General features: G+C 44.6%; 22 protein-coding genes. 15 read left to right on the top strand and 7 right to left on the bottom strand.

The annotated features are described in order from the left end of the window. Window positions 1-283 precede the first annotated feature (283 nt). Together ACQEXT_RS08255 and ACQEXT_RS08250 are read left to right on the top strand one after the other, a co-directional pair. Window positions 284-838 carry an outer membrane beta-barrel protein gene (locus tag ACQEXT_RS08255; protein WP_138971912.1) on the top strand — a complete coding sequence of 185 codons (555 nt, stop codon included), beginning with the start codon at window positions 284-286 and terminating at the stop codon, window positions 836-838. A gap of 190 nt (window positions 839-1,028) precedes the next feature. Further along, entirely contained in the window at window positions 1,029-2,621 is a 1,593-nt protein-coding gene (locus ACQEXT_RS08250; protein ID WP_138971911.1) for an ABC-F family ATPase, read from the top strand. Window positions 2,622-2,848: 227 nt separating this feature from the next. On the opposite strand, the gene fdhD is transcribed toward ACQEXT_RS08250, so the two are convergent. Beyond that, window positions 2,849-3,679: a formate dehydrogenase accessory sulfurtransferase FdhD gene (gene fdhD, locus ACQEXT_RS08245; RefSeq protein ID WP_331416305.1), complete on the bottom strand. Its 831-nt coding sequence runs from the start codon at window positions 3,677-3,679 to the stop codon at window positions 2,849-2,851. A 184-nt stretch (window positions 3,680-3,863) separates the two neighbouring features. Between fdhD and ACQEXT_RS08240 the strand changes: the two genes are divergently transcribed. From ACQEXT_RS08240 to cobB, 11 genes are all read left to right on the top strand, one after another. Beyond that, entirely contained in the window at window positions 3,864-4,328 is a 465-nt protein-coding gene (locus tag ACQEXT_RS08240) for a DUF3305 domain-containing protein (RefSeq protein ID WP_426951448.1), read from the top strand. Then, window positions 4,318-4,824: a DUF3306 domain-containing protein gene (locus ACQEXT_RS08235; RefSeq protein ID WP_426951446.1), complete on the top strand. Its 507-nt coding sequence runs from the start codon at window positions 4,318-4,320 to the stop codon at window positions 4,822-4,824. Before ACQEXT_RS08240 ends, ACQEXT_RS08235 begins: the two co-directional genes overlap by 11 nt. Window positions 4,825-5,002: 178 nt before the next feature. Next, window positions 5,003-6,667, top strand: a complete 1,665-nt coding sequence (locus tag ACQEXT_RS08230) for a 4Fe-4S dicluster domain-containing protein (RefSeq protein WP_426951445.1) — start codon at window positions 5,003-5,005, stop codon at window positions 6,665-6,667. Window positions 6,668-6,678: 11 nt separating this feature from the next. Beyond that, window positions 6,679-7,314 carry a TorD/DmsD family molecular chaperone gene (locus tag ACQEXT_RS08225; RefSeq protein ID WP_426951444.1) on the top strand — a complete coding sequence of 212 codons (636 nt, stop codon included), beginning with the start codon at window positions 6,679-6,681 and terminating at the stop codon, window positions 7,312-7,314. A 46-nt stretch (window positions 7,315-7,360) separates the two neighbouring features. Beyond that, window positions 7,361-7,558 carry a twin-arginine translocation signal domain-containing protein gene (locus tag ACQEXT_RS08220; protein WP_138971905.1) on the top strand — a complete coding sequence of 66 codons (198 nt, stop codon included), beginning with the start codon at window positions 7,361-7,363 and terminating at the stop codon, window positions 7,556-7,558. Window positions 7,559-7,569: 11 nt separating this feature from the next. Further along, window positions 7,570-10,425, top strand: coding sequence for a formate dehydrogenase subunit alpha (locus ACQEXT_RS08215; RefSeq protein WP_138971904.1), 2,856 nt, complete (start codon window positions 7,570-7,572; stop codon window positions 10,423-10,425). 11 nt (window positions 10,426-10,436) lie between these two features. Further along, window positions 10,437-11,045, top strand: coding sequence for a formate dehydrogenase FDH3 subunit beta (gene fdh3B, locus ACQEXT_RS08210; RefSeq protein WP_006878919.1), 609 nt, complete (start codon window positions 10,437-10,439; stop codon window positions 11,043-11,045). Between the two features lie 14 nt (window positions 11,046-11,059). Next, complete coding sequence (locus tag ACQEXT_RS08205; protein ID WP_426951443.1) at window positions 11,060-12,106, top strand: formate dehydrogenase subunit gamma; 1,047 nt, start codon at window positions 11,060-11,062, stop codon at window positions 12,104-12,106. Then, the gene (locus tag ACQEXT_RS08200) at window positions 12,093-12,509 is read left to right on the top strand and encodes a hypothetical protein (RefSeq protein WP_426951441.1); all 417 of its coding nucleotides are present in this window, start codon (window positions 12,093-12,095) and stop codon (window positions 12,507-12,509) included. Before ACQEXT_RS08205 ends, ACQEXT_RS08200 begins: the two co-directional genes overlap by 14 nt. Before the next feature lie 300 nt (window positions 12,510-12,809). Beyond that, window positions 12,810-14,030: an ammonium transporter gene (locus ACQEXT_RS08195; RefSeq protein WP_426951494.1), complete on the top strand. Its 1,221-nt coding sequence runs from the start codon at window positions 12,810-12,812 to the stop codon at window positions 14,028-14,030. 169 nt (window positions 14,031-14,199) lie between these two features. After that, window positions 14,200-14,937: a Sir2 family NAD+-dependent deacetylase gene (gene cobB / locus ACQEXT_RS08190; protein WP_426951440.1), complete on the top strand. Its 738-nt coding sequence runs from the start codon at window positions 14,200-14,202 to the stop codon at window positions 14,935-14,937. Window positions 14,938-14,958: 21 nt separating this feature from the next. Here the strand turns inward: cobB and ACQEXT_RS08185 are convergent, their stop codons facing one another. The 6 genes from ACQEXT_RS08185 to potA form a co-directional block, all read right to left on the bottom strand. Beyond that, window positions 14,959-15,750 carry a GGDEF domain-containing protein gene (locus ACQEXT_RS08185; protein WP_426951439.1) on the bottom strand — a complete coding sequence of 264 codons (792 nt, stop codon included), beginning with the start codon at window positions 15,748-15,750 and terminating at the stop codon, window positions 14,959-14,961. A gap of 98 nt (window positions 15,751-15,848) precedes the next feature. Then, complete coding sequence (locus tag ACQEXT_RS08180) at window positions 15,849-16,886, bottom strand: extracellular solute-binding protein (protein ID WP_426951438.1); 1,038 nt, start codon at window positions 16,884-16,886, stop codon at window positions 15,849-15,851. Between the two features lie 173 nt (window positions 16,887-17,059). After that, window positions 17,060-18,094: an extracellular solute-binding protein gene (locus tag ACQEXT_RS08175; RefSeq protein WP_269376471.1), complete on the bottom strand. Its 1,035-nt coding sequence runs from the start codon at window positions 18,092-18,094 to the stop codon at window positions 17,060-17,062. Window positions 18,095-18,170: 76 nt separating this feature from the next. Continuing rightward, a complete protein-coding gene (gene potC / locus ACQEXT_RS08170; RefSeq protein ID WP_138971898.1) occupies window positions 18,171-18,941 on the bottom strand; it encodes a spermidine/putrescine ABC transporter permease PotC in 771 nt (256 codons plus the stop codon). Further along, entirely contained in the window at window positions 18,941-19,801 is an 861-nt protein-coding gene (gene potB, locus ACQEXT_RS08165; protein ID WP_138971897.1) for a spermidine/putrescine ABC transporter permease PotB, read from the bottom strand. The genes potC and potB overlap by 1 nt, the downstream gene beginning before the upstream one ends. Continuing rightward, window positions 19,782-20,915: a spermidine/putrescine ABC transporter ATP-binding protein PotA gene (potA, locus tag ACQEXT_RS08160; RefSeq protein ID WP_426951493.1), complete on the bottom strand. Its 1,134-nt coding sequence runs from the start codon at window positions 20,913-20,915 to the stop codon at window positions 19,782-19,784. Before potA ends, potB begins: the two co-directional genes overlap by 20 nt. Window positions 20,916-21,295: 380 nt before the next feature. Here potA and ACQEXT_RS08155 point away from each other — a divergent pair, with 380 nt between their 5' ends. Both ACQEXT_RS08155 and ACQEXT_RS08150 read left to right on the top strand, forming a co-directional pair. After that, complete coding sequence (locus tag ACQEXT_RS08155; protein WP_426951436.1) at window positions 21,296-22,099, top strand: hypothetical protein; 804 nt, start codon at window positions 21,296-21,298, stop codon at window positions 22,097-22,099. Next, entirely contained in the window at window positions 22,092-22,937 is an 846-nt protein-coding gene (locus tag ACQEXT_RS08150) for a glucosaminidase domain-containing protein (RefSeq protein WP_426951492.1), read from the top strand. The genes ACQEXT_RS08155 and ACQEXT_RS08150 overlap by 8 nt, the downstream gene beginning before the upstream one ends. Window positions 22,938-22,942 lie beyond the last annotated feature (5 nt).

The raw sequence follows: 22,942 nt of genomic DNA, 5'->3' as shown, positions 1-22,942 counted from the left end.
CAAAACTATATTCTTAACTTTGCGTCAAGTGTCATACCGATGTCATTAATAATAGTGATCCGCTAATTGAGACAATCTTTACAATGCAGTTAATTACCGGCGTTGATTCAATAAGTTAGCTCAGTTGAGAATGCCCTACAATGCGAGCTAGTACACTAGTGCGCGAGTAGAGTAAATGCTCAATTTTGAAATGTCACTTTACTGATTAATGTAAATACACAGATAGAGAAATTTTGTAATTTTGAGTCTCAAAATAACTTATATATAAAATGGATGACTCAGCATGAAAAAGATAATTCTAACGACTGCATTGATGGCAGTCACTGGTTCAACGTTCGCTTCAGACTTTATAAACTTAGATGTCGCAGGACCGCGTTTCGGTTTCCAGACGGTTAACTCAGAGCTTGAATTCTCAGGCAATAACATTCAGGACACGACGGTCAAAGGTGATATGGATGGGGTAGAAGTTGGCTTCGATTTTAACCGAGTATTCGGTACCACCTTCTCATACAGCAAAGGGGATGATAACGGCTCTGACTACGACGATATTCGAGCGGCGGGTGAATTTGGCTATACCTTCTTCTTTGATGATGAAAAAGAGTTTTCAATCAAGCCATACGGCTCTATTGGTTGGGAGAAGGCAAACATCAAAGATAACTCGCAATTCAGTTTTGACGCGTCGATGTCTGGTCTGACTGCGGGTATCGGTGCGCGAGCGACAATCTTCAAGTACGGGTATGTCGGTGTCGAGTACACAGCCCTTACTGGCAAGATAATTGGAATCGACACAACATTGACCAATGCGCGAGTTTCAGTGGGTGGCCGAGTTACCTTCTAAACCCACTGTGTATTACCAATAGATCGAAGGAGCTGTTAAGCGATTAGCGGCTCCTTTTTGATATATCTGCAACATGTTATGTAGTTCACACTTCTTACCTGTTACAATAGCGCCAAATTTACATCAATACATTTGGTAATTAGTCATATCTAATTGATTTTTAAGGCTAATTCATTAGGGGGATAGTCCTATCATAAGTACAGCTAATATCACTCAGCAATTTGGCGCTAAGCCGCTGTTTGAAAACATTTCGGTAAAATTCGGTGAAGGTAACCGCTACGGCCTGATTGGTGCCAATGGATGTGGTAAGTCAACCTTTATGAAAATCCTTAGCGGAGAACTTGAGCCGACTGGTGGTAACGTAAGTTACGATCCTAACGAACGTGTGGCAAAGCTGAATCAGGACCAGTTCGCTTATGAAGAGTTCACGGTAATCGATACGGTTATCATGGGCTATAAAGAACTTTGGAAAGTTAAGCAAGAACGTGACCGCATCTATTCATTGCCAGAAATGAGCGAAGAAGAGGGCATGTTAGTTGCGGATTTGGAAGTTCAGTTCGCTGAAATGGATGGCTACATGGCTGATTCTAAGGCGGGTGAATTGCTTCTTGCTGTGGGTATTCCAGAAGAACAACACTACGGATTGATGAGCGAAGTCGCACCTGGTTGGAAGCTACGTGTTCTACTTGCTCAGGTTCTGTTTGCAGACCCGCATATCATGCTGCTTGACGAACCAACCAACAACTTGGATATGGACACTATCCGTTGGTTAGAAGATACCCTAAACCAACGCAACTGTACGATGATCATTATCTCGCACGACCGTCACTTCCTAAATTCTGTATGTACGCATATGGCGGATCTGGATTACGGTGAATTACGAATCTATCCGGGTAACTACGATGAGTACATGACCGCGGCTTCACAAGCACGTGATCGTCTACTGTCTGATAATGCGAAGAAGAAAGCTCAGATCGCTGAACTACAGACATTCGTTGCACGTTTCTCGGCTAACGCATCTAAAGCTAAACAAGCAACATCTCGTGCTAAGCAGATCGACAAGATCCAACTGGCAGAAGTTAAAGCATCAAGCCGTCAGAACCCATTTATTCGTTTTGAGCAATCGAAAGAGTTGTTTCGTAATGCACTGATTGTTGAAAATCTGAGCCAAGGTTTTGAAGACGATCTGTTTAGTGATTTCAATGCTATATTCGAAGTCGGTGAGCGTGTCGCTATCATCGGTGAGAACGGGGTCGGTAAAACCACACTACTTAATACATTAGCGGGTGTACTAGAGCCTCGCACAGGTGAATTTAAGTGGTCAGAAAACGCTAACATCAGTTACTACGCTCAAGATCATGCTCATGACTTTGAAGAAGATATGAATCTGATGGACTGGATGGGCCAGTGGCGTCAAGCAGGAGATGATGAACAAGTTATCCGTAGCTTCCTTGGTCGTATGCTGTTCTCTCAAGATGACATCAAAAAGTCAGTGAAAGTACTCTCTGGTGGTGAACAGGGTCGTATGTTGCTTGGCAAAATCATGATGCACAAACCGAATATGCTGTTAATGGACGAGCCGACCAACCACATGGATATGGAGTCGATCGAATCGCTTAACAACGCGCTTGAGCAGTACAAAGGCACACTATTCTTCGTCTCGCACGACCGAGTATTTGTAGACTCACTGGCTACTCGAATTATTGAAATCAAGAACAACAAAATTACCGATTTCAAAGGAACGTATTCAGAATTCCTTAAAGCTCGTGGTATCGAGGGATAGTTCTCTCCAGCCAGACAAGTAAAAGCCTCCTTGCGGATAACTCCTATCACTTAACGTGTTTGGAACGAACAGGGTAGAGTTTTACTTATACGAACGGCCCTTGATTTGGGCCGTTTTTTCGTTCTGGCAGAATGTAACGCTTCACTTGCTCTCGCATTGCCCGCAACTCTTTTTATGTCGGGAAATATAAAATTAAGGGCGCATGGGAGGTGTTTTGCCAGTATCGGTTAACTTGCTGGATTGCCTTTTACGTCAAACTCCATTTTATCTGCGCCGGTAAATACCTGGAACCTCAAACCTTTGGCTCGAGCTATGGTGGTAATTCCAAATTTTTGTGCCAAATCTAACCCCATTTGCGTCACTCCTGAACGGGACAAAAGCACGGGAATTCCCATTTGAGCAACTTTAATCACCATTTCTGAGGTTAAGCGACCTGTGGTGTAGAAAATTTTGTCATCACCGCTTTGCTCATTGAGCCACATTTCACCGGCTAGCGTATCAACTGCGTTATGACGGCCTACATCTTCAACAAAAGAAAGAACCTCATTGGCTTTACATACCGCACAACCGTGAACGGCGCCGGCTTTTTTATAGGTGTCGTTGTAGTGAGTCAGGGCTTCGAGCGCGGAGTATATTTCTGATTGCTTAATTTTGACTTGAGGAACTTGATAGTTTTCTAGTTGTTTCATCACATTGCCGTACATGGTGCCTTGACCACAACCTGATGTGACGGTTTTTTTCTTCAGTGCGCCCTCGACTTGTTGAGTGTCTTCACTGGTGATTACCGCTGCGGTATGCGTTTCCCAGTCAATAATCACAGATTCCAATGCCTGTGGATCGGAAATAAAACTCTGGTTTTTTAAATAGCCAAGCACGAGTGACTCAGGGCGTGATCCTAATGTCATCAAGGTAACCACTTCTTTCCAGTTAAGCATGACGGTTAAAGGACGTTCGCAAGCTATCTGTTTGGTGAGCTTTTCACCGTATTCATCAAACACTTCAACTTCAAGTGTCTGCATTGGGTTTTCACTGGTTTTAATAATGTTTGGTTTAACCACAGAGTTATCCTATTCGATCTATCCGCATTCGCGGAGTGCTGCTTGCAAATAATGTTCCGCCTCTATAATAAGGGTAGGGAATCGCATTGTTTAGGACTAGGTACAAATATTGCAAAGTAAAACCCAGATTGTATCAATTACACAATCCAAACCTGACAAACAACAGTGTACAAGTTGGTGAACTATGCCAGAACAGCAAACTATGTCCGTTAAAACAGAAAAGTCCGAAGATTTATGGTCAATCGGGTGCAACTTAATCGCACATGAAATTAGTACCGGACTATGGACGACGACGCAGTGGCAACTTTCAAGCTTTGATCTACAGCCAGATGAGTCGCACCAGAGAGTCATTGCTCTGCAACTGCATCGGGATGAAAGAACGGATTACCGTTTTAACCTGAGTTCTCAACAACCTAAGCTATTTTTGGTTCTTGATACTATGGAGTCCGAAGACGATCCTAATATTGTCATACTCACAGCCTCGCAAAGTGTTGCTGGCCAATACATGGATGGCGATTACCTAGTGCTTTCTAATGACATGCCGCTTGCGGTACAAGCATGGATGGAGGCGTATATTGGTCGTCATGGTGAACTGCTAGAAGAAAGACGTAAAAAGCGTAAAGGGGCGGGTAGAGCAAGTGGCAACTAGTTTCCTAAGTCGCTGGTCACAACGTAAACTCGATGCGCAAGGTTCTGAGCCTGAGTTGGTTGAATCAAGTGAAAGTACAAATTTGCCAGATAACGCTGATTCTTCACTGGAACTTGCGCCAGACATCCCTGAACAACAGAGTGCAGAAGCGAGTGAATCTGAGCTCAGCGTCGCGTCTTTGTTGACTTCAGAGGTCGAGTCAGCGGTCAAAAAGGCCGCGTTACGCAAACTCTTTTTATCAGGGCAATTCAGTGAAATTGACGGGCTCAATGATTACGATCATGACTATAAAGCGGTTAAGAATCTCTCTTCAGAAGTCGCCAGCAAACTTCGCGAATGGGTCAACGCACGCGAAGAAGAGCCGAAACCGTCTTCTGAACTGGATAATAATTACCAGCTAACCGATCAAGATTCCTTGATTCAACCCGAAGACGTTGAACAAGAGTCAGAACTTGAGCGAGAATCGATGGGACAAAATATACCACACAATAAATAGGTACATTTTGACTAAACCATCAATTAACAGAGTGGGACAATTTGTCTCACTCTGTTTTTTTGTCACCAATAAAGATAAGGAAATATTCTAATTCATTGATTTTAATGTAAATAAAAGTTGGTACAGCATTTGCAATTAAGAGCGCAGGTGAATATTCCGTTCTAACTGGAACTGAGCAATGCTAAAACAACTACTACAAGAATCATCGTCAACATCCAATGGTAAAGCGCGTCTTTATGCATTTGAGAACACGGTTGAACTAACGAACTTAATTCCTCCCACGGTAAGTTACGAGAGTGGTGGTAATACGCTTATCGTCGGTCCGACTTCAATCATCGAAAGCGCTGCTGCTCAATTGGGTCAAATGAATAGCCTAACCTTGCTTTCTACTGATGGCGAACAAGGTCAACACGCGAATCTGTATTACGCTAACACAGTTCAAGTATCAGGATTCCTGGGCACCTTTTCGGTGCTAATCGAAAACAACGGCCTAGAGAGCAATCTGGCTAAGGTCGCGTTAAATCATGATTGTTTTGATATCGTTTTGGATCTGTGCCTCAACAGTTGCATGAGTGAAGAGGTTCCTGTCCCTGGTTATTACCCAGTTGGCAGAGGTTATCCAAAACTGGCTGAAGCATTAGAAGAAATTCCGACGCTGATGGGGACATTTGATAAACCCAAATTTTTCCGTTTGGATACAGACAAATGTGCGCATAGCTCTCGTGGTGTAAAAGGTTGCGAGAGATGTGTTGACGCCTGTCCTGCTGGTGCGTTGTCGAGCGAAGGCAGTGATAAAACCGGTCATCGCATTGAGATTAACCCTTACTTATGTCAAGGCGTCGGTACTTGTGCCACTGCTTGTCCGACAGAAGCAATTCACTATGCGTTACCGAATCCACAAGATACACAAAAATTCATCGAACGAACCTTAGCAAATTATGAATCAGAAGGTGGTGTTGATCCGATCGTACTGATTTGTAGTTCTCGTCACGAGCAATACAACGTGATAGCACTTAAGGCGCTACCTGATAACGTAATCCCTATCGTTGTTGAAGAGTTGCCGTCTGTTGGCGTCGATTCTTGGTTTGCTGCATTAGTAAATGGCGCAACGCAAGTGCTGTTCGCCGCGAGCCGTTTCATGCCTGAAACGATTCAACGAGTCCTCAACAATGAAGTTGCAGTCGCACAAGAACTGCTGGCTCAAATCGGTATCGCGAAAGAAACCATCGACATCGTATACCTAGAGTCATTACGCGAAGGTGCTCCGATTTTATGCACGGATTCATTTGACCTCGCACTGGGTGATTTGCCGGGTAATAAGCGTCAACGACTGTTTACGGCTTTAGATGCGCTTGCTCAGTCAAGAATTCCGGTCGAAAACATTGTTGAACTTCCGGCCAATGCCCCTTACGGCAATATTTCATGCAAATCGAGTGATTGTACTCTGTGCATGAGTTGTGTGGCCGTGTGTCCAACTCGTGCGTTGCATACTGACGGTGACTCTCCGTCGCTCAAGTTCGTCGAACAAGACTGTATCCAGTGTGGTTTATGTACTAAAGCGTGTCCAGAGCAGGCGCTTACGATGACGACACGTATGAACTGGGACAAGGCGAGTCGTCAGCAAGCGACGGTAATCCATCAAGAAAAAGCCGCGGAATGCATTCGTTGTCAAAAGCCGTTTGCCCCACAGTCAATGATTGACATGCTTCAAAATAAGTTACGCGGTCACTCTCATTTTTCAGACCAAGCTTCGCTAAACAGAATTGCGATGTGTGAAGACTGTCGTGTTGTCGATATGTTCGAATCGATGGCGGAAGACCCAACTAAACAACTGAATTACTAGGGTAGAAAGCAATGGAAAATCAACAACAAACTCTACGCGCTGAAATTTACCTTGTGCTATCTGCACTATTCCGTCAGGCGCCATCAGAAGAGATGGTGAGTTTTCTCAGTGAGTTGGAGATTGAACAGAGTGCAAGCGAAATGCAGTCCGCTTGGATCGGTTTGCAAAACGCAGCCCGAGAATCTAACCAAGAAGCGTTAAACGATGAGTACCAAGAATTATTCATTGGTATTGGTCGTGGTGAAGTGATGCCTTTCGCCTCTTGGCATCTTACGGGTTCACTGATGGAAAAACCATTGGCTTCGATTCGTCACGATCTTGCAATTCTTGGTCTAGAGCGCGAAGAGCAAGTCAAAGAGCCAGAAGATCACTTCTCTGCCCTTTGTGAAGTGATGTCTGTACTTACCGCTGAAGATGAAGAGCTGCAACAGGTATTTTTCAATAAGCACTTAGCAACGTGGTTTAACGCGTTAACGAAACAGATCAAGGCTGCTCAGCACGCCAATTTTTACCTGGCTGTTGCCGAATTAACTGACGCATTTATGACCCTTGAGCAAGTGCGTTTTAGTGAAAATCTACAAAGTGGAAAAAACAAATTAAAAATTGATGTTAAGAACGTGACTGAGTACGAGCAAGCTCAGCAATAAGCGTCACATCGATGCAATACCTACTAATAAGGGTAAGGAAGCAATAATGAAAGACGATAATAAGTTAAATCAAAGCCGCAGGGATCTTCTCAAAGGCTTAACTACGGCAGCAGTTGCTGGAGCGGTAGTCGCTGGAACCACTAAAGTGGCTAGTGCTTCAGAATCTGTATTGCCAAAACAAGACGTGAAGAAAACTGGCTATCACGAAACTCAGCATATTCGTGACTACTACGATACGCTATAGGAGCCTAACCAATGAAACTAGTTAAACGCTCCGATAGTGTGAGCAAAGAGCAACACCAACTCGGCGTTTCACGCCGTGCCTTTATGAAAAACAGTACCCTTGCAGCAGGCGGGGCCGTAGTAGGGGCAAGCCTGTTCGCACCAGGAATGATCAAAAAAGCGCAAGCTAAGTCTGTTGATCCTTCAGCGAAGACTGAGATCAAAAGAACGATTTGTTCTCACTGTTCTGTAGGTTGTGGTATCTACGCCGAAGTACAAAATGGTGTTTGGACAGGCCAAGAGCCTGCTTTTGACCACCCGTTCAATGCTGGTGGACATTGTGCAAAAGGTGCAGCGCTGCGTGAACATGGCCATGGTGAACGCCGTCTCAAATACCCAATGAAGCTCGAAAATGGCAAATGGGTCAAACTGAGCTGGGATCAAGCTATCGAAGAAATTGGTAACAAGGTTCTCGATATTCGTAAAGAATCTGGTCCAGATTCCGTTTACTGGTTAGGCAGCGCAAAGCACAACAACGAACAAGCGTACATGTTCCGTAAAATGGCATCACTTTGGGGAACCAATAACGTAGACCATCAGGCGCGTATCTGTCACTCAACAACAGTAGCTGGGGTAGCAAATACTTGGGGCTACGGTGCAATGACGAACTCGTTCAACGATATGCACAACTGTAAGTCGATGCTGTTTATCGGTTCGAACCCTGCTGAAGCGCACCCAGTGGCAATGCAGCATATCTTAATCGCGAAAGAGAAAAACAACTGTAAGATCGTTGTTGCTGACCCTCGTCGTACACGTACCGCAGCAAAATCTGATCACTATGTTTCGCTTCGCCCAGGGTCAGATGTTGCGTTTATCTGGGGTATTTTATGGCATGTTTTTGCTAACCAGTGGGAAGACAAAGAGTTTATCCGTCAACGTGTGTTTGGTATGGATGAAATTCGTCAGGAAGTCGCAAAGTGGACTCCTGCTGAAGTTGAGCGCGTAACAGGCGTCTCTGAAGCCGATGTATACAAAACGGCGAAACTTCTTTCTGAAAACCGTCCTGGATGTGTTGTTTGGTGTATGGGTGGTACTCAGCACACCACAGGTAACAACAATACCCGTGCATACTGTGTACTGGAACTTGCGCTAGGTAACATGGGTAAGTCAGGTGGCGGTGCGAACATCTTCCGTGGTCACGACAACGTGCAAGGCGCGACAGACTTAGGCGTACTTTCTCATACGCTTCCAGGTTACTACGGCCTTGCAGATGGTTCTTGGAAACACTGGGCGAAAGTGTGGGATCTTGACTACGAGTGGGTTAAAAATCGATTCGACCAAAATGAGTACCGTGGTAAGAAACCGATGAACAATATGGGTATTCCGGTTTCTCGTTGGATCGATGGCGTTTTAGAGAACAAAGAAAATATCGAGCAGAATGACAACATTCGCGCGATGTTCTACTGGGGACACGCGGTTAACTCGCAAACTCGTGGCGTCGAGATGCGTAAGGCAATGCAGAAATTGGATATGATGGTGATCGTCGATCCATATCCAACAGTTGCTGCGGTAATGAACGACCGTACAGATGGCATTTACCTTCTTCCAGCGACCACTCAGTTTGAAACCTACGGCAGTGTGACAGCGTCAAACCGCTCTATTCAATGGCGTGACAAAGTGGTAGAGCCGTTGTTCGAGTCAAAACCTGATCATGAAATCATGTACCTTCTGACTAAGAAGCTTGGTTTCTCCGATCAACTGTTTAAAAACGTAAAAGTTGAAAACAACCAACCACTTATCGAAGACATCACGCGTGAATTTAACCGTGGTATGTGGACAATTGGCTACACGGGTCAAAGCCCAGAGCGTTTGAAAACGCACCAACAAAATTGGCACACCTTCCACAAGACGTCGTTAGAAGGTGAAGGTGGTCCTGCTCATGGTGAAACCTATGGTCTACCATGGCCGTGTTGGGGTACACCTGAGATGAAACATCCGGGTACGCATATTCTTTATGATACGTCTAAGCCAGTTGCTCAAGGCGGTGGTAACTTCCGTGCTCGCTTTGGTGTGGAATTTGAAGGCAATAATATTCTTGCTGAAGATAGTTATTCTAAAGGCTGTGAGCTTGAAGATGGATATCCAGAATTTACCGACAAACTGATCAAAGCACTCGGATGGTGGGATGACCTCACAGCAGAAGAGAAAGCCGCGGCAGAAGGCAAAAACTGGAAAACGGATCTCTCTGGCGGTATTCAGCGAGTAGCTATTAAACATGGTTGTATTCCATTTGGTAACGCGAAAGCGCGTGCTGTGGTTTGGACATTCCCAGACCGTGTTCCGCTGCACCGTGAGCCACTGTACACACCTCGCCGCGACCTTGTTGCTGATTACCCAACATGGGATGACAGTGAGTCTATCTACCGTCTACCGACCATGTACAAGTCGATCCAAGACAAAGATGTCTCTGCTGAGTACCCAATTATATTAACGTCTGGTCGTTTGGTTGAATATGAAGGTGGTGGTGAAGAGACACGTTCAAACCCATGGCTCGCTGAACTTCAACAAGAGATGTTTGTAGAAGTTAACCCGAAAGATGCCAATGACCTTGGTTTTAAAGATGGCGATATGGTGTGGGTAGAAGGTGCTGAGAAAGGCCGCATTCACGTAAAAGCAATGGTGACTCGTCGAGTGAAACCAGGCCTTGCCTTCATTCCGTTCCACTTCGGCGGGAAATTCCAAGGTGAAGATCTTCGCTCTAAGTACCCAGAAGGTTGTGACCCATATGTCATTGGTGAATCAGCAAATATTGCCACCACTTATGGCTATGATCCTGTTACTCAGATGCAGGAAACTAAAGTCACCCTATGTAACATTCGCAAAGCGTAAGGAGTCCACTGATGGCTAGAATGAAATTCCTTTGTGACACCAAACGCTGTATCGAATGTAACGGCTGTGTCACTGCATGTAAGAACGAAAATGACGATGCGCTTGAGTGGGGTATTCAACGTCGTCGCGTAGTCACACTCAATGATGGCGAACCAGGTGAAAACTCGATTTCGGTTGCGTGTATGCACTGTACCGATGCGCCATGTAAAGCCGTGTGTCCTGCTGACTGTTTTGAGCACACCGAAGATGGCATCGTGTTACACAACAAAGATCTTTGCATCGGTTGTGGTTACTGCTTATTCGCGTGCCCGTTTGGTGCTCCTCAGTTCCCTAAACAAGCTTCGTTTGGTGAACGCGGTAAAATGGACAAGTGTACATTCTGTGCTGGCGGTCCTGAAACTGAACCAGGTTCGGTAGAAGAACGCCAAAAATACGGTGCCAACCGCATTGCAGAAGGTAAGCTCCCAATGTGTGCTTCTCTATGCTCGACAAAAGCGCTGCTTGCCGGTGATGCAGAAAAGGTCTCTGACATCTTCCGTCAACGCGTTGTTGAACGTGGAGCCAAGGGCGCGGGCTGGACAGATGGTAATGATCTGTCTTATGACGCAACGAAAAGCTAACGGTGGAGAGATTCATGTTTTCAATGTTTAAACGTGCATCTCTTGCGATGCTGTCACTGATGGCAGCATTGCTTTTTGCTTTGTCGTTGCCTGCGCATGCTGAGCAAAAAGAGTCTGATGTTGCACAACGTGAAATGACGCAATTAGCTGGTGCCGATTATTGGCGTCAAGTTCGTCAGGGCGAAGTGGGCTACACGACGTCTCAGTTCCCAGAGCACGGAATGCTAATTAGTACCCCAGGTCAAGCTTGGTACATTTTAAAAGAAAAATGGATGTCTCCTGCGGGAGCTGTGGCGATTTTCGGTAGTATCGCATTAGTGACCATGATGTATATCGTGATTGGTCCGCTAATGTTAAGTGCGCCTCGGACGGGCAAAAAGATCAAACGCTGGTCTCGGCTTGATCGTGCACTGCACTGGAGTATGGCATTCACCTTCTTGACCCTCGCGTTTAGCGGCTTAATGCTGGTTTACGGTAAGCATTTCCTTAAACCATATATCCCAACAGAGCTGTGGGGATTCATCATTATGCTGGCTAAACAATACCACAACTACATAGGACCAATTTTCTATGTGTTGCTGCTATGTGTGCTGATTAAATGGTGGCGTAAATCTACCTTCAAGAAGGTGGACATTGCTTGGTTTATGAAGCTTGGAGGTATGGTTGGTAAGCACAAAGGTTCTCACCCTTCAGCTGAGTTTTCGAATGCGGGCGAGAAAGCGCTATTTTGGCTTCTGATCGTTGTTGGTAGTGTTGTCGCGTTCAGTGGCTTAGTGTTGGATTTCCCAATCTTCGGTCAAACTCGTCGCGACATGGAGCTATCGAACTTAGTTCATATGTTGGCTGCGCTTATCCTTATCTGCGGCTTCGTCTTCCATATCTACATCGGTTTGTTTGGTATGGAAGGGGCGCTAGAAGGTATGGTCACCGGTGAAGTTGATGAGACTTGGGCAAAAGAACATCATGATCTTTGGTACCAAGAAATGATGGCGAAAGAGCAGGAACAACAAACAACAACCGTTCAAGATGTGAAAGGAGTGCGCGCCGATGAGCAAGCCTAATAACGGGATTTGGGTAGCGTATATCCTTAGCATATTTACTCCATTCACTTGCCTTATCTCTGGAGTGATCGCGATTATCTATGCAGGTTATCGTTTGGATAAAGGAGAGGATGGTGAGATTGTTGATTCACACTATTACGGTTTGATTCGTACTTTCTTCCTAAACCTAACCTTCTTTGTGGTGCTGATTATCACAGTCGCGACATCTAATGGTGTCCTGATCGGTGTTAACGACTACTGGTACAACAGCAATGTTATCGATGAAATCGCGTACTACATCCCTTACGTGGGAATGCTGTTTGGTGCGATTGCGATATTACTGTGGTTTGTACGCATGTATCAGGGGATGCAAAAGCTTAGAGAAAATCAGCCATTTAACATAGTCAAAGGCCCCAATTTATAGCGAATCTAAAGCCCTGTTCAACAGGGCTTTTTTATTGCGTGCACAAAATTTGAGCGCATTAAGTTGGTGCGGTCTCACCAAAAAAGTGCATTTTTATGCGTCGTTCTTATCTTTCGTTGCACACCTTTATCGTTAGAAATTCGTTTTGATAAGTAAAATCAATGAATTACATGAGTTGATAATTATGTGATTTATTTGGCACAAAGCTTGCCCTTGCTATGTCTCACTATCAATTCACCAATATGGTGAAACAAAAATGCCCAGCGCACAGACGTTGGGCGACAAAGGAGACAAATGACAATGAGCGTAGATGCCAGTCAGGTACATGGAGCGGTACAAACCCTGACACAAAGTTCAGATACTCTGTTCTTATTACTCGGTGCAATCATGGTATTTTTGATGCACGCAGGCTTTGCTTTTCTTGAAGTAGGGACAGTCCGTCACAAAAACCAAGTCAACGCACTCGTCAAGATTCTTGCCGATTTCGGCATTTCTGCCATCGCATACTTCTTCATTGGATACTGGGTGGCTTATGGGGCCAATTTTTTTGCCGATGCAGAAACCTTATCGCAAGGCAACGGTTACGAGCTAGTGAAGTTCTTTTTCTTACTAACGTTCGCCGCTGCGATTCCTGCTATTGTATCCGGTGGTATTGCTGAGCGTGCACGTTTATATCCCATTTTAATTGCCACGTTTTTTACGGTAGGCTTGGTCTATCCACTTTTCGAGGGCATGATTTGGAATGGCAACTACGGTGTTCAAAATTGGTTTGAAACACAGTTTGGCTATGGCTTCCACGACTTTGCAGGTTCTGTAGTCGTTCATGGTGTCGGAGGTTGGATTGCTCTGGTTGCGGTTATCTTCCTCGGTATGCGTAAAGGTCGTGTCCGTGCGGGTAAACACACAAACTTTGCCCCATCCAATATTCCGTTTCTGGCGTTAGGTGCGTGGATTCTATGCGTCGGATGGTTTGGCTTTAACGTCATGTCAGCTCAGACACTGAATGGCATCAGTGGTCTTGTGGCCATAAACTCTTTGATGGCGATGGTGGGCGGCATTGTAGCAGCGCTAATTGCAGGCAAAAACGACCCAGGCTTTATCCACAATGGTCCTTTAGCAGGGCTTGTCGCGGTTTGTGCGGGGTCAGACCTGATGCATCCGATTGGTGCGTTGGTCACAGGTTCACTCGCTGGCGCTCTGTTTGTTTACTTATTTACCTACCTACAGAACAAGACAAAAATTGACGATGTACTGGGTGTTTGGCCTTTGCATGGGGTATGTGGCGCGTGGGGCGGTGTAGCGGCAGGTATTTTCGGCCAGAGTGCTCTCGGCGGTCTTGGAGGCGTCAGTTTAACAGTGCAAGTTCTAGGGACCTTGGCGGGCATTTCTATTGCTCTAGTCGGTGCCGTGCTCGTCTATGGTGTCATCAATAAACTAACGGGCCTGCGCCTTTCTGAAGAAGATGAGTTTAACGGTGCCGATTTGGCTATTCACAAAATTTCGTCAACAAACGAAGATTAAATGCGTGAAGATTGGTGTTTCGGAAGGCAGTCAAGTGGCTGCCTTTTTGTTTAACCTCACAAAAAATGGGTAAAACTGCGGTAACTTCGACCATGGTCTAATCTTGTTGGCTTATACCGAGAATCAGACAATGCTAAGCTAACTCAATGAACACTAAAGAGGATGTGGTATGAAGCTCCCGTATCGTAATGTCGTTGTATTAACCGGCGCTGGAATCTCTGCTGAGTCTGGTATTGAAACGTTTCGCACACAGGATGGGCTGTGGGAAAACCACCGTATAGAAGATGTGGCAACGCCGGAAGGCTTTGAGCGTAATCCAGATTTAGTGCAAGACTTTTATAATAAACGTCGCTTAGGGCTACAAAATCCGACAATCAACCCAAACCCTGCTCACATTGCTTTGGGCAAACTCGAGCAGGAGCTGGAAGGTACTGTTACCGTTATTACCCAAAACATTGACAATCTCCATGAACGCGGCGGGAGTAATAATGTCATCCATATGCACGGCGAGCTATTAAAAGCGCGTTGCAGTGAATCAAATCAGGTTGTTGAAGAGAAGGGTGAAATCCATACCGGCGATCTTTGCCATTGCTGTCAGATCCCTGCTCAAATGAGGCCTCATGTGGTTTGGTTTGGTGAGATGCCCTTAAAAATGGGCGATATTTATGCCTCCTTAGAAGCTGCTGACTTGTTTGTTTCTATCGGTACGTCTGGGGTCGTTTATCCTGCCGCTGGATTCGTGCATGACGCTAAAATGCATGGCGCACACACGATTGAAATCAACTTGGAACCGAGTGCAGTAGAAAGTGAGTTTGAAGAGAAGCGTTACGGAAAGGCGAGTATTGAAGTACCTAAATTGGTAGAAGAGATCCTTGCACTGCAGCAAGCGGATGTAAAACACGCTTAAGATAATCTTTGCTATAGACTCTCAGCCATTGCGCTGGGAGTTTTTCATTAGGTACATTGCTTGATCGGTCTTGATCAACGCTTCTTTAAATTTTTCCCGTCTGGTTTGTGGCTCTATACCATAGCTGTAACTGATAGAGCGCTCCTCAAGCTGTTTATCCAGATTCTTAATCAGTTCATCACTGTGACCAACAGGCACAACAGCGACGAACTCATCGCCACCAATTCGGTACGCGCTTCCCCGGCTGGGTAGTGAAGATTTTAACCCTCGCGCAAAGCGTATGATTAACAGATCACCTGCAGAATGCCCCTCACTGTCATTGACCAGTTTAAGACCGTCAAGGTCGAAATAAATTAAATCAAAAGTGTCTAATTCAATTTCGGATAGTTTTTTACGGTTATATAAACCCGTCAACTCATCGATGGTCGCTCTATTGTGCATGTCGTACACTAAACGAGTGATACCAAATGCGATCATTAGATAGGCAATTTGTAGGCTGCCATCTTCAATCAGAGTATGAAGGAAGTCATTGTTATCGGCCCACCTATCAAGCTCATCTATCTCTGTGATGACGTCGTAAGCCTGATTAAGAATGAGCAGCAGGAAACCGATTTTAACCAATCTGTTGGTCACCACTTTTCGCGCCAGGATAAAGTAGATAAACAGTAGAATGAACAGTGTGTTCGACTCAAACAGTAAGTCATTACGTGACTCGATATTCAATGTCTGGCCGAAGTAAGTAGTAATAAAGGTCGTGGCCCCAATAAAGGCGGAGGAGAGTAACACTAGATAATATTTGGTATTTATACTCAATAGCTGCTCCTTTGCTAGATCGGCGTCTATGGGCTGCAAATACAAATAAAGCGGCCGGAGCCGCTTTTTAAGTATATAACTGAAAACTAATTTTTGGATTAGTTATTCACTTTTAGTTTCTGGAAATATTCGTCGTAAAGCACGCTCGCTTCGCCAACTTCATCTTGCCATGTACCGCTGTCCATCACTTCTTGTGGAGGGAAGATGCTTGGATCGTTAGCAAATTCTTTTGGTAGTAGGTCATGCGCTGTCGCTACAGGAGTAGGGTAACCAATCTCTAGTGCAATCTTAGCGGCGTTCTCTGGACGAAGTAGGAAATCGATCATTTTGTGTGCAGCATCAACGTTTTTAGCGCCAGCTGGAATCGCTAAGCTATCCATCCAGAAAACGGTGCCTTTTTCTGGCCAGATGATATCGATTGAAGCGCCTTCTTCACGCGCCATGTATGCACTGCCGTTCCAAAGCATGCCGAGTGATACTTCACCAGCTAGGTATGGGTTTGCAGGAAAATCAGAGTTAAAAACTAATACGTTTGGCATTAGCTTTTTCAGTTCGTGGTAAGCAGCTTCGATCTCTTTTGGATCGGTTGTGTTTGGTGAGTAACCTAGTTTGGTTAGGGCAATATGGAACACTTCGCGAGAGTCATCCATTAACATTAATTGGCCTTCCCACTTGCTGTCCCAGAAATCGTCCCATTTTGTGACTGACGACTTGTCTAGCATATCTGAGTTGATGCCAATGCCCGTTGCGCCCCAGATATAAGGGATAGAGTAATTGTTGTTTGGATCGAACGGCTTGTTAAGGAAGTTAGTGTCTAGATCACTGAAATGAGACAGCTTAGTTTTGTCGATTTGTTGAAGCATGTCTTCTTTGCGCATTTTTGACACGAAGTAAGTAGACGGTACTACTAGATCGTAACCAGAACCCTGGGTCTTAAGCTTGGCATACATGCTTTCGTTAGACTCGTAAGTCGAGTAGATAACTTTGATCCCAGTTTCTTTTGTAAAGTCTTCAAGAACTTCATTTGGAATGTATTCAGACCAGTTGTAGAAGTAGAGTTCTTGATCAGCAGCCATTGCAGGAGTAGCGATCAAAGTCGCTGCGCACAGTGCGCTTGCATAGAATTTACTTTTCATTATGTTTCCGTTTTTCTTTGTTTAATCAGCATAAGACCCATCCAAGCCAAATACTCTGATTAAGCAGTGAGTTAACTTTCTTGTTAGGACAACAAGAGATACAAAACGGAATTATATCAGCCCAAGACCAAAATAGGCAGCCAAGGCTGCCTATTTTCATAATTTTCGCTGACTTATTGACCAGCTTTAAGTTTAAGGAAGTATTCCTCGTACTTAACCGTCAAGTCACCCACTGAATCTTGCCACTCTACGCGGTCAAGATCTTCTTGAGAAGGGAATAGTGGAGCGATGTCTTTGAACTTCGCGTTAGACTCAGCAACGGCTGTCAGATAACCTGTGTCACGAGAAATCTGCTCAGCGATTTCTGGACGTAGTAAGAAGTCGATCATCTTATGTGCCGCATCTACGTTTTTCGCACCAGAAGAAATAGCAAAGTTATCAACCCAACCGATACCGCCTTCTTTAGGGAAGACAAGTTTAAGGTTCATACCTTCGTTTTGAGCTGCCGCTGCGCTGCCATTCCAAAGCATACCAACGCCAACTTCACCTGACATGTAAGGAGCACCTGGGTTATCAGAGTTAAAGACCAATACGTTTGGCATTAACTTTTGAAGTTCCGCGTACGCTTCATCAATCTGTTTAGGGTCAGTTGAGTTACCAGAGTAACCTAACTTGCGCAGAGCGATGTGGAACACTTCACGAGTGTCATCCATTAGCATTAGCTGACCTTCAAGCTCAGGGTTCCATAGATCCGCCCAGCTTTGAAAATCGTTCGCGTCGTACATGTCTGTGTTTACCGCAAGACCAGTAATCGCAACAACGTGTGGAATAGAGTAGTCGTTGTTAGGATCGTATGGCTTATCTAGGTAATTTTTATCAAGGTTGTCGAAGTTTGACAGCTTAGACTTGTCAATCTTCTGCAACATACCTTCGTCGCGCATTTTTGCTACGAAATACGTCGAAGGTACGACTAGGTCGTAACCTTGATTATGAGTTTTTAGCTTCGCGTACAAAGTCTCGTTTGACTCGTAAGTTGAGTAGATAACTTTGATACCCGTTTCTTTGGTAAATTGCTCTAGGATATTACTGTTAATGTAAGGACCCCAGTTCATAAATACCAGTTCTTTGTTTTCGTCCGCTGCCACTGAACCAGAGAACAGAGAAAGCGCACATGCACTACCAGCTAATAGAGTAGCCCATTTCTTCATTGACGTTAGCTCCAAACCAAACGTAGATAGAAAAACAGAATGGCTTAACCCATTCTGTCTCGTTTTAAATACTGAATTACTTCACTTTTTCTCTAGCCAATAGCTGTGATGCTACGACTAGAACAAGTGAGACAATCAGCATTACTGTTGCTAAGGCATTCACTTCCGGTGATATGCCGACTTTTACCATTGAATAAATTTTCAGTGGCAAAATTTCATAAGTTGGTCCTGTCACAAACGAGCTGATGATCACGTCGTCTAGTGAAAGGGTGAAACTCAATAGCCAACCCGCCGCAACGGCCGGTTTAGCCAGTGGCAAAATGATCTGTTTTAAAATGGTCCATTCACTGGCACCCAGATCTTTCGCGGCTTCAAGCATTTTTACGTCAAAGCCGTTCAAGCGACTGTAGACGGTGACTACCACGAATGGTAGACAGAATGTAATGTGAGCAATCAACAGGGTGAAAAAACCCAATTGAGCGCCAAGCACCAAAAACAAGGCCAGTAACGAGATTGCCATGACGATATCTGGAGACATCATAACAACAAACAGCATGCCATTAACTGCGCCTTTACCCTTAAACGAGTAACGGAATAGGGCAACGGCAGTTAAACTGCCGATAATTGTAGCAGCTGTAGCAGAAAAGATGGCGACATTTAGTGAATGCCAAGCAGCCTGCATTAAACTGTCATTGTTGATCAGCGTCTCATACCATTTAGTGGTAAAGCCACCCCATTTCATTCCAAATTTGTTGGCATTGAATGAGTTAACAATCAACACCACGATTGGCAAATACAAAAATGCATACACCAATGTCATAAAGCTAAATCGAACAGTACGTCCCATCAGTCTAGCTCCACTTTCTTATTCAATAATTTACCTGCTCTGTAGTAGGCGTAGAGCATGATTGCCATCGCAATGGTCAGTGCAATACTTGTGGCTGCGCCAAACGGCCAATCACGAGCGTTAAGCACTTGGCTCTTAATCACGTTACCAATCAGTAGATTCTTCGCTCCACCCAGTAGATCCGATATGTAGAACATACCGAGAGCTGGCAACAGCACCAACAAGCAACCACCGATAATGCCAGGCATTGTTAGCGGTAGAATAACTTTTGTGATGGTCTGAAACTTGTTCGCACCTAAATCTTTCGCTGCTTCAATATATGTGTTGTCCAACTTCTCAATAGCCGAGTAGAGGGGCAAAATCATAAAAGGCAATAGGATATAGACTAAACCAATCATCACTGCCGTCTCTGTGTACATAAGACGAAGTGGTTTATCAATAATGTCCAGCGCCATGAGCGATTGGTTTAGAATACCTTGAGTACCCAACACAATTTTAAGTCCGTAGGTACGGATAAGTGAGTTAGTCCAAAATGGAACAATCACTAGAAACAGCATAAATGGACGCCATTTCTCTGGCATCTTAGCGACGATGTAAGCAAATGGATAACCAATGACTAAACACAGTAACGTCGCAATAATAGCCATGTAAAATGAGTGCAATAGCACTTTGGCGTACAACGGATCAAGCAATCGGAAATAGTTATCGAGAGTAAACGTCATCTCGATCAGATTTGCTTCGTCGCGAGTCAGAAAACTGGTACCAATAATCATCACGTTTGGCACAAGCACAAACAGTGTTAGCCAACCAACAATTAAGGCAATGATTGCGTTCTGAAGGCTAAGCTTTTTGGCTTTCATCGAGTACTACCTCCCAGCTTTCAACCCAAGTGATAGCGACTTTTTGACCTAATGAGTGATCCACATCTGGATCATCTTCATTGAAGAACTCGCTGACCATCACACGCATGCCAGATTCCAGTTCAATGACAGAATCTAACGTCATACCTTTGTAGGTACGCTCAGTAACGTGACCAACGATACCTTCTTGTTCTGATTCTTTAATCTCTTCGATACGTAAATCTTCTGGGCGAAGTAGTACTGTTAGTTTGTCACCAGCTGACGCTTCTTTTTCGTAGTATACAACGGACTCCACGCCTTCAATTTCAGCTCGAACGCGTTTTTCGTCAAGGCGCTCAATCATGGTGGCGTGGAACACGTTGATCTCGCCGATAAAGCGTGCAACGAATAGATTCTTAGGTTCTTCGTAAATCTCACGTGGTGAACCGTCTTGCTCGATAACACCGTCGCGCATAACGATGATGCGATCTGACATCGATAAGGCTTCTTCTTGGTCGTGAGTAACGAAAATAAAGGTAATACCTAACTGACGCTGTAATTGTTTTAACTCAATTTGCATCTGTTTACGCAGTTTGTAATCAAGTGCAGATAGGGATTCGTCAAGCAAGAGGACTTTTGGCTTGTTCACTACGGCGCGAGCGATAGCGATACGTTGCTGTTGACCACCTGAAAGCTGATGAGGTTTACGCTGAGCCATTTTTTCTAGGCGAACCATACGTAACGCATCCATCACTCGAGGCTCGATTTCAGCTGCATTGACTTTCTGCATGCGGAGACCGAAAGCGACGTTTTCAAACACCGTCATATGGGGAAATAGTGCATAACTCTGGAAAACAGTGTTTACGTGCCTTTGCTCAGCAGGAACTTGAGTTACATTTTGGTTGTCTAGAATGATCTGACCATTGTCAGCGCTTTCAAAACCAGCGATCATTCTTAATACGGTCGTTTTACCACAACCAGAAGGGCCCAAAATCGTTAGAAACTCACCATGATTAACATCAAGGTTAAGATTTGCGATGATTTCCTTACCATCGAAACTTTTGCTAATTCCAGTAAGACGAACTACTGGTTGTCCTGCATTTTGTTTAGCGTTCAACGTCTGTTTTTCTCCCACATTGGTCATTTAAAGTGACTTAACTGAATGACCCGTAGTTACACAAATTAGAGGCGCGCATCATAATCATCAAAAGTGTGAATTCAAAGCATTTTCTTATCCTGAAACACAAAAAATTTTGCAGGCTTAATTAAACATTCCTTACCATACTCTCTATATATGGGTAATGGCTTGCAGATAAGGGTTATTTTTCTTTGCCTTAGAGTAAGATAAATGCAATTAGATGACGCATTAGTGGTTAATTATCATCCAAACAATTGAGAAAGCAAGCTCATCATTGAGATTCGATTTTAGACCGCTTAGTGTTGCAGTATAATAGCCGAAATTTTCTATTAACAAGTTGGCTGGAATGAACGTACAACCAGCCACTGGATTCAAGAATGAACAACGACATTGAAAAAGACTTCAATTTGGGCGGTAGCGTAGAGCGTGCTTTGTCCGGCGACTATGACCTTAAAGCAGGAGACGTGTTTAAGGAAGCATGGCAACATACCGTTAAAAACTTCCTTTCATTTTCACCTTCGATCATTATTTTGATCGCCTTACAACTGGCGATTTTCTACATAGCACTAAAGCTGCAACTGGGTAACCCTGGTATCATTATTGATGCTTTTACTAATCCAGAGGCATTTGATCCAAGTATCTTCAACGCCATCATGATTGCTAACTTTAGCTATGAAGTCATCAGCGCGCCTATCTATGCGGGGATTAGTTTAATGGCGATGAGCCACGCTTCGGGCCTTGCCACCAAACCACGCCATATTGGTAAAGGGTTGCAGTATACCGTACCTGTCATTCTGGCTACACTGTTCAGTTTATTACTACAAGGTATCGCAGGAATGATATTTCCGTTCCTATCTTTGTATTTGTCGCTGGCATTCAGTAACTCGATTCTTTTAATCTGTGAGAAACAAATTCCCCCAATGCAATCACTGCTGCTTTCTCTGCGTGCGGTGAACAAAAAGATATTTGCTCTGGCGGGAATCTATATTGTTGTGTCGATTATGTTTGTGCTCGGCATGATGTTTTACGGCTTAGGTCTAATATTTGTGTTGCCGTTTTTCTTCCATGTTAAGGGGATTGTTTACCGCAACATGTTTGGCATCAAACTAAAAATCATTGCCTCAGACCGACCAAAAGATGAAGACGATAATGACAACGATCCACAAGTGTTCAATGCGTAAAAGTGAATTTATAGCGATTGCTGCGGCGAGTATTATTGCTGGCTGCTCTCTTTATGGGTACGAACGAAATGCCGCAGAAGAGCGCGAAAAAAAGAGAGTGGCAGCGGTTGCAACAGAGATGCAGCAGAAGGTTAAGCCGTCAGCTGTAGGTAGCGCACCTAACTTCGCTGCCATCACCGATGTAAAACAAAAGAAGCAGGCATTCTTTGACTACCTTCGACCTGGTATCGCACTCGAAAACCAGAGAGTGAGAAACGAGCGACTGCGCTTAGATTCAATTCAGCAGAACTACTTGCAACAATCGCTCGACGATGCGGATAAGTCTTACGCACAGCGTTTAGGCAAGCTCTACAATGTTGAACTGCCTTCTGACGGAATATCGCAACAGTGGCTCGACGATATGCTTCACCGTGTCGACGTCATACCTGAAGCACTGGTTTTGGTTCAAGGCGCAAATGAATCGGCGTGGGGCACTTCGCGTTTTGCCACCGAAGCCAATAACTACTTTGGACAATGGTGTTATCAGTCAGGTTGTGGGCTTGTCCCTCTTCAACGTGGCGACGGCATGACCCATGAAGTGGCTAAGTTCAGTTCGGTTCAGCAGTCGATTTACGGCTATTTTATGAACGTCAATCGCAATAACGCTTATGAAGAGCTGAGAGAAATTCGTTATCAACGACATCTTGCCGGACAAAGCTTGACTGATACTGAGGCTGCAATGGCGCTGTCCAATGGATTACTGAAGTACTCTGAACGAGGTGAGGCCTACGTCAACGATTTACAAAGCATGATCAGGCACAATCAGAGCTTCTGGGAAAATCCGATCGTCAAACAATAAGTATA

This window comes from Vibrio sp. TRT 29B02, from assembly GCF_050113655.1.
Classification (GTDB): Bacteria; Pseudomonadota; Gammaproteobacteria; order Enterobacterales; family Vibrionaceae; genus Vibrio.
This window is presented reverse-complemented; position numbering and strand designations above follow the sequence as displayed.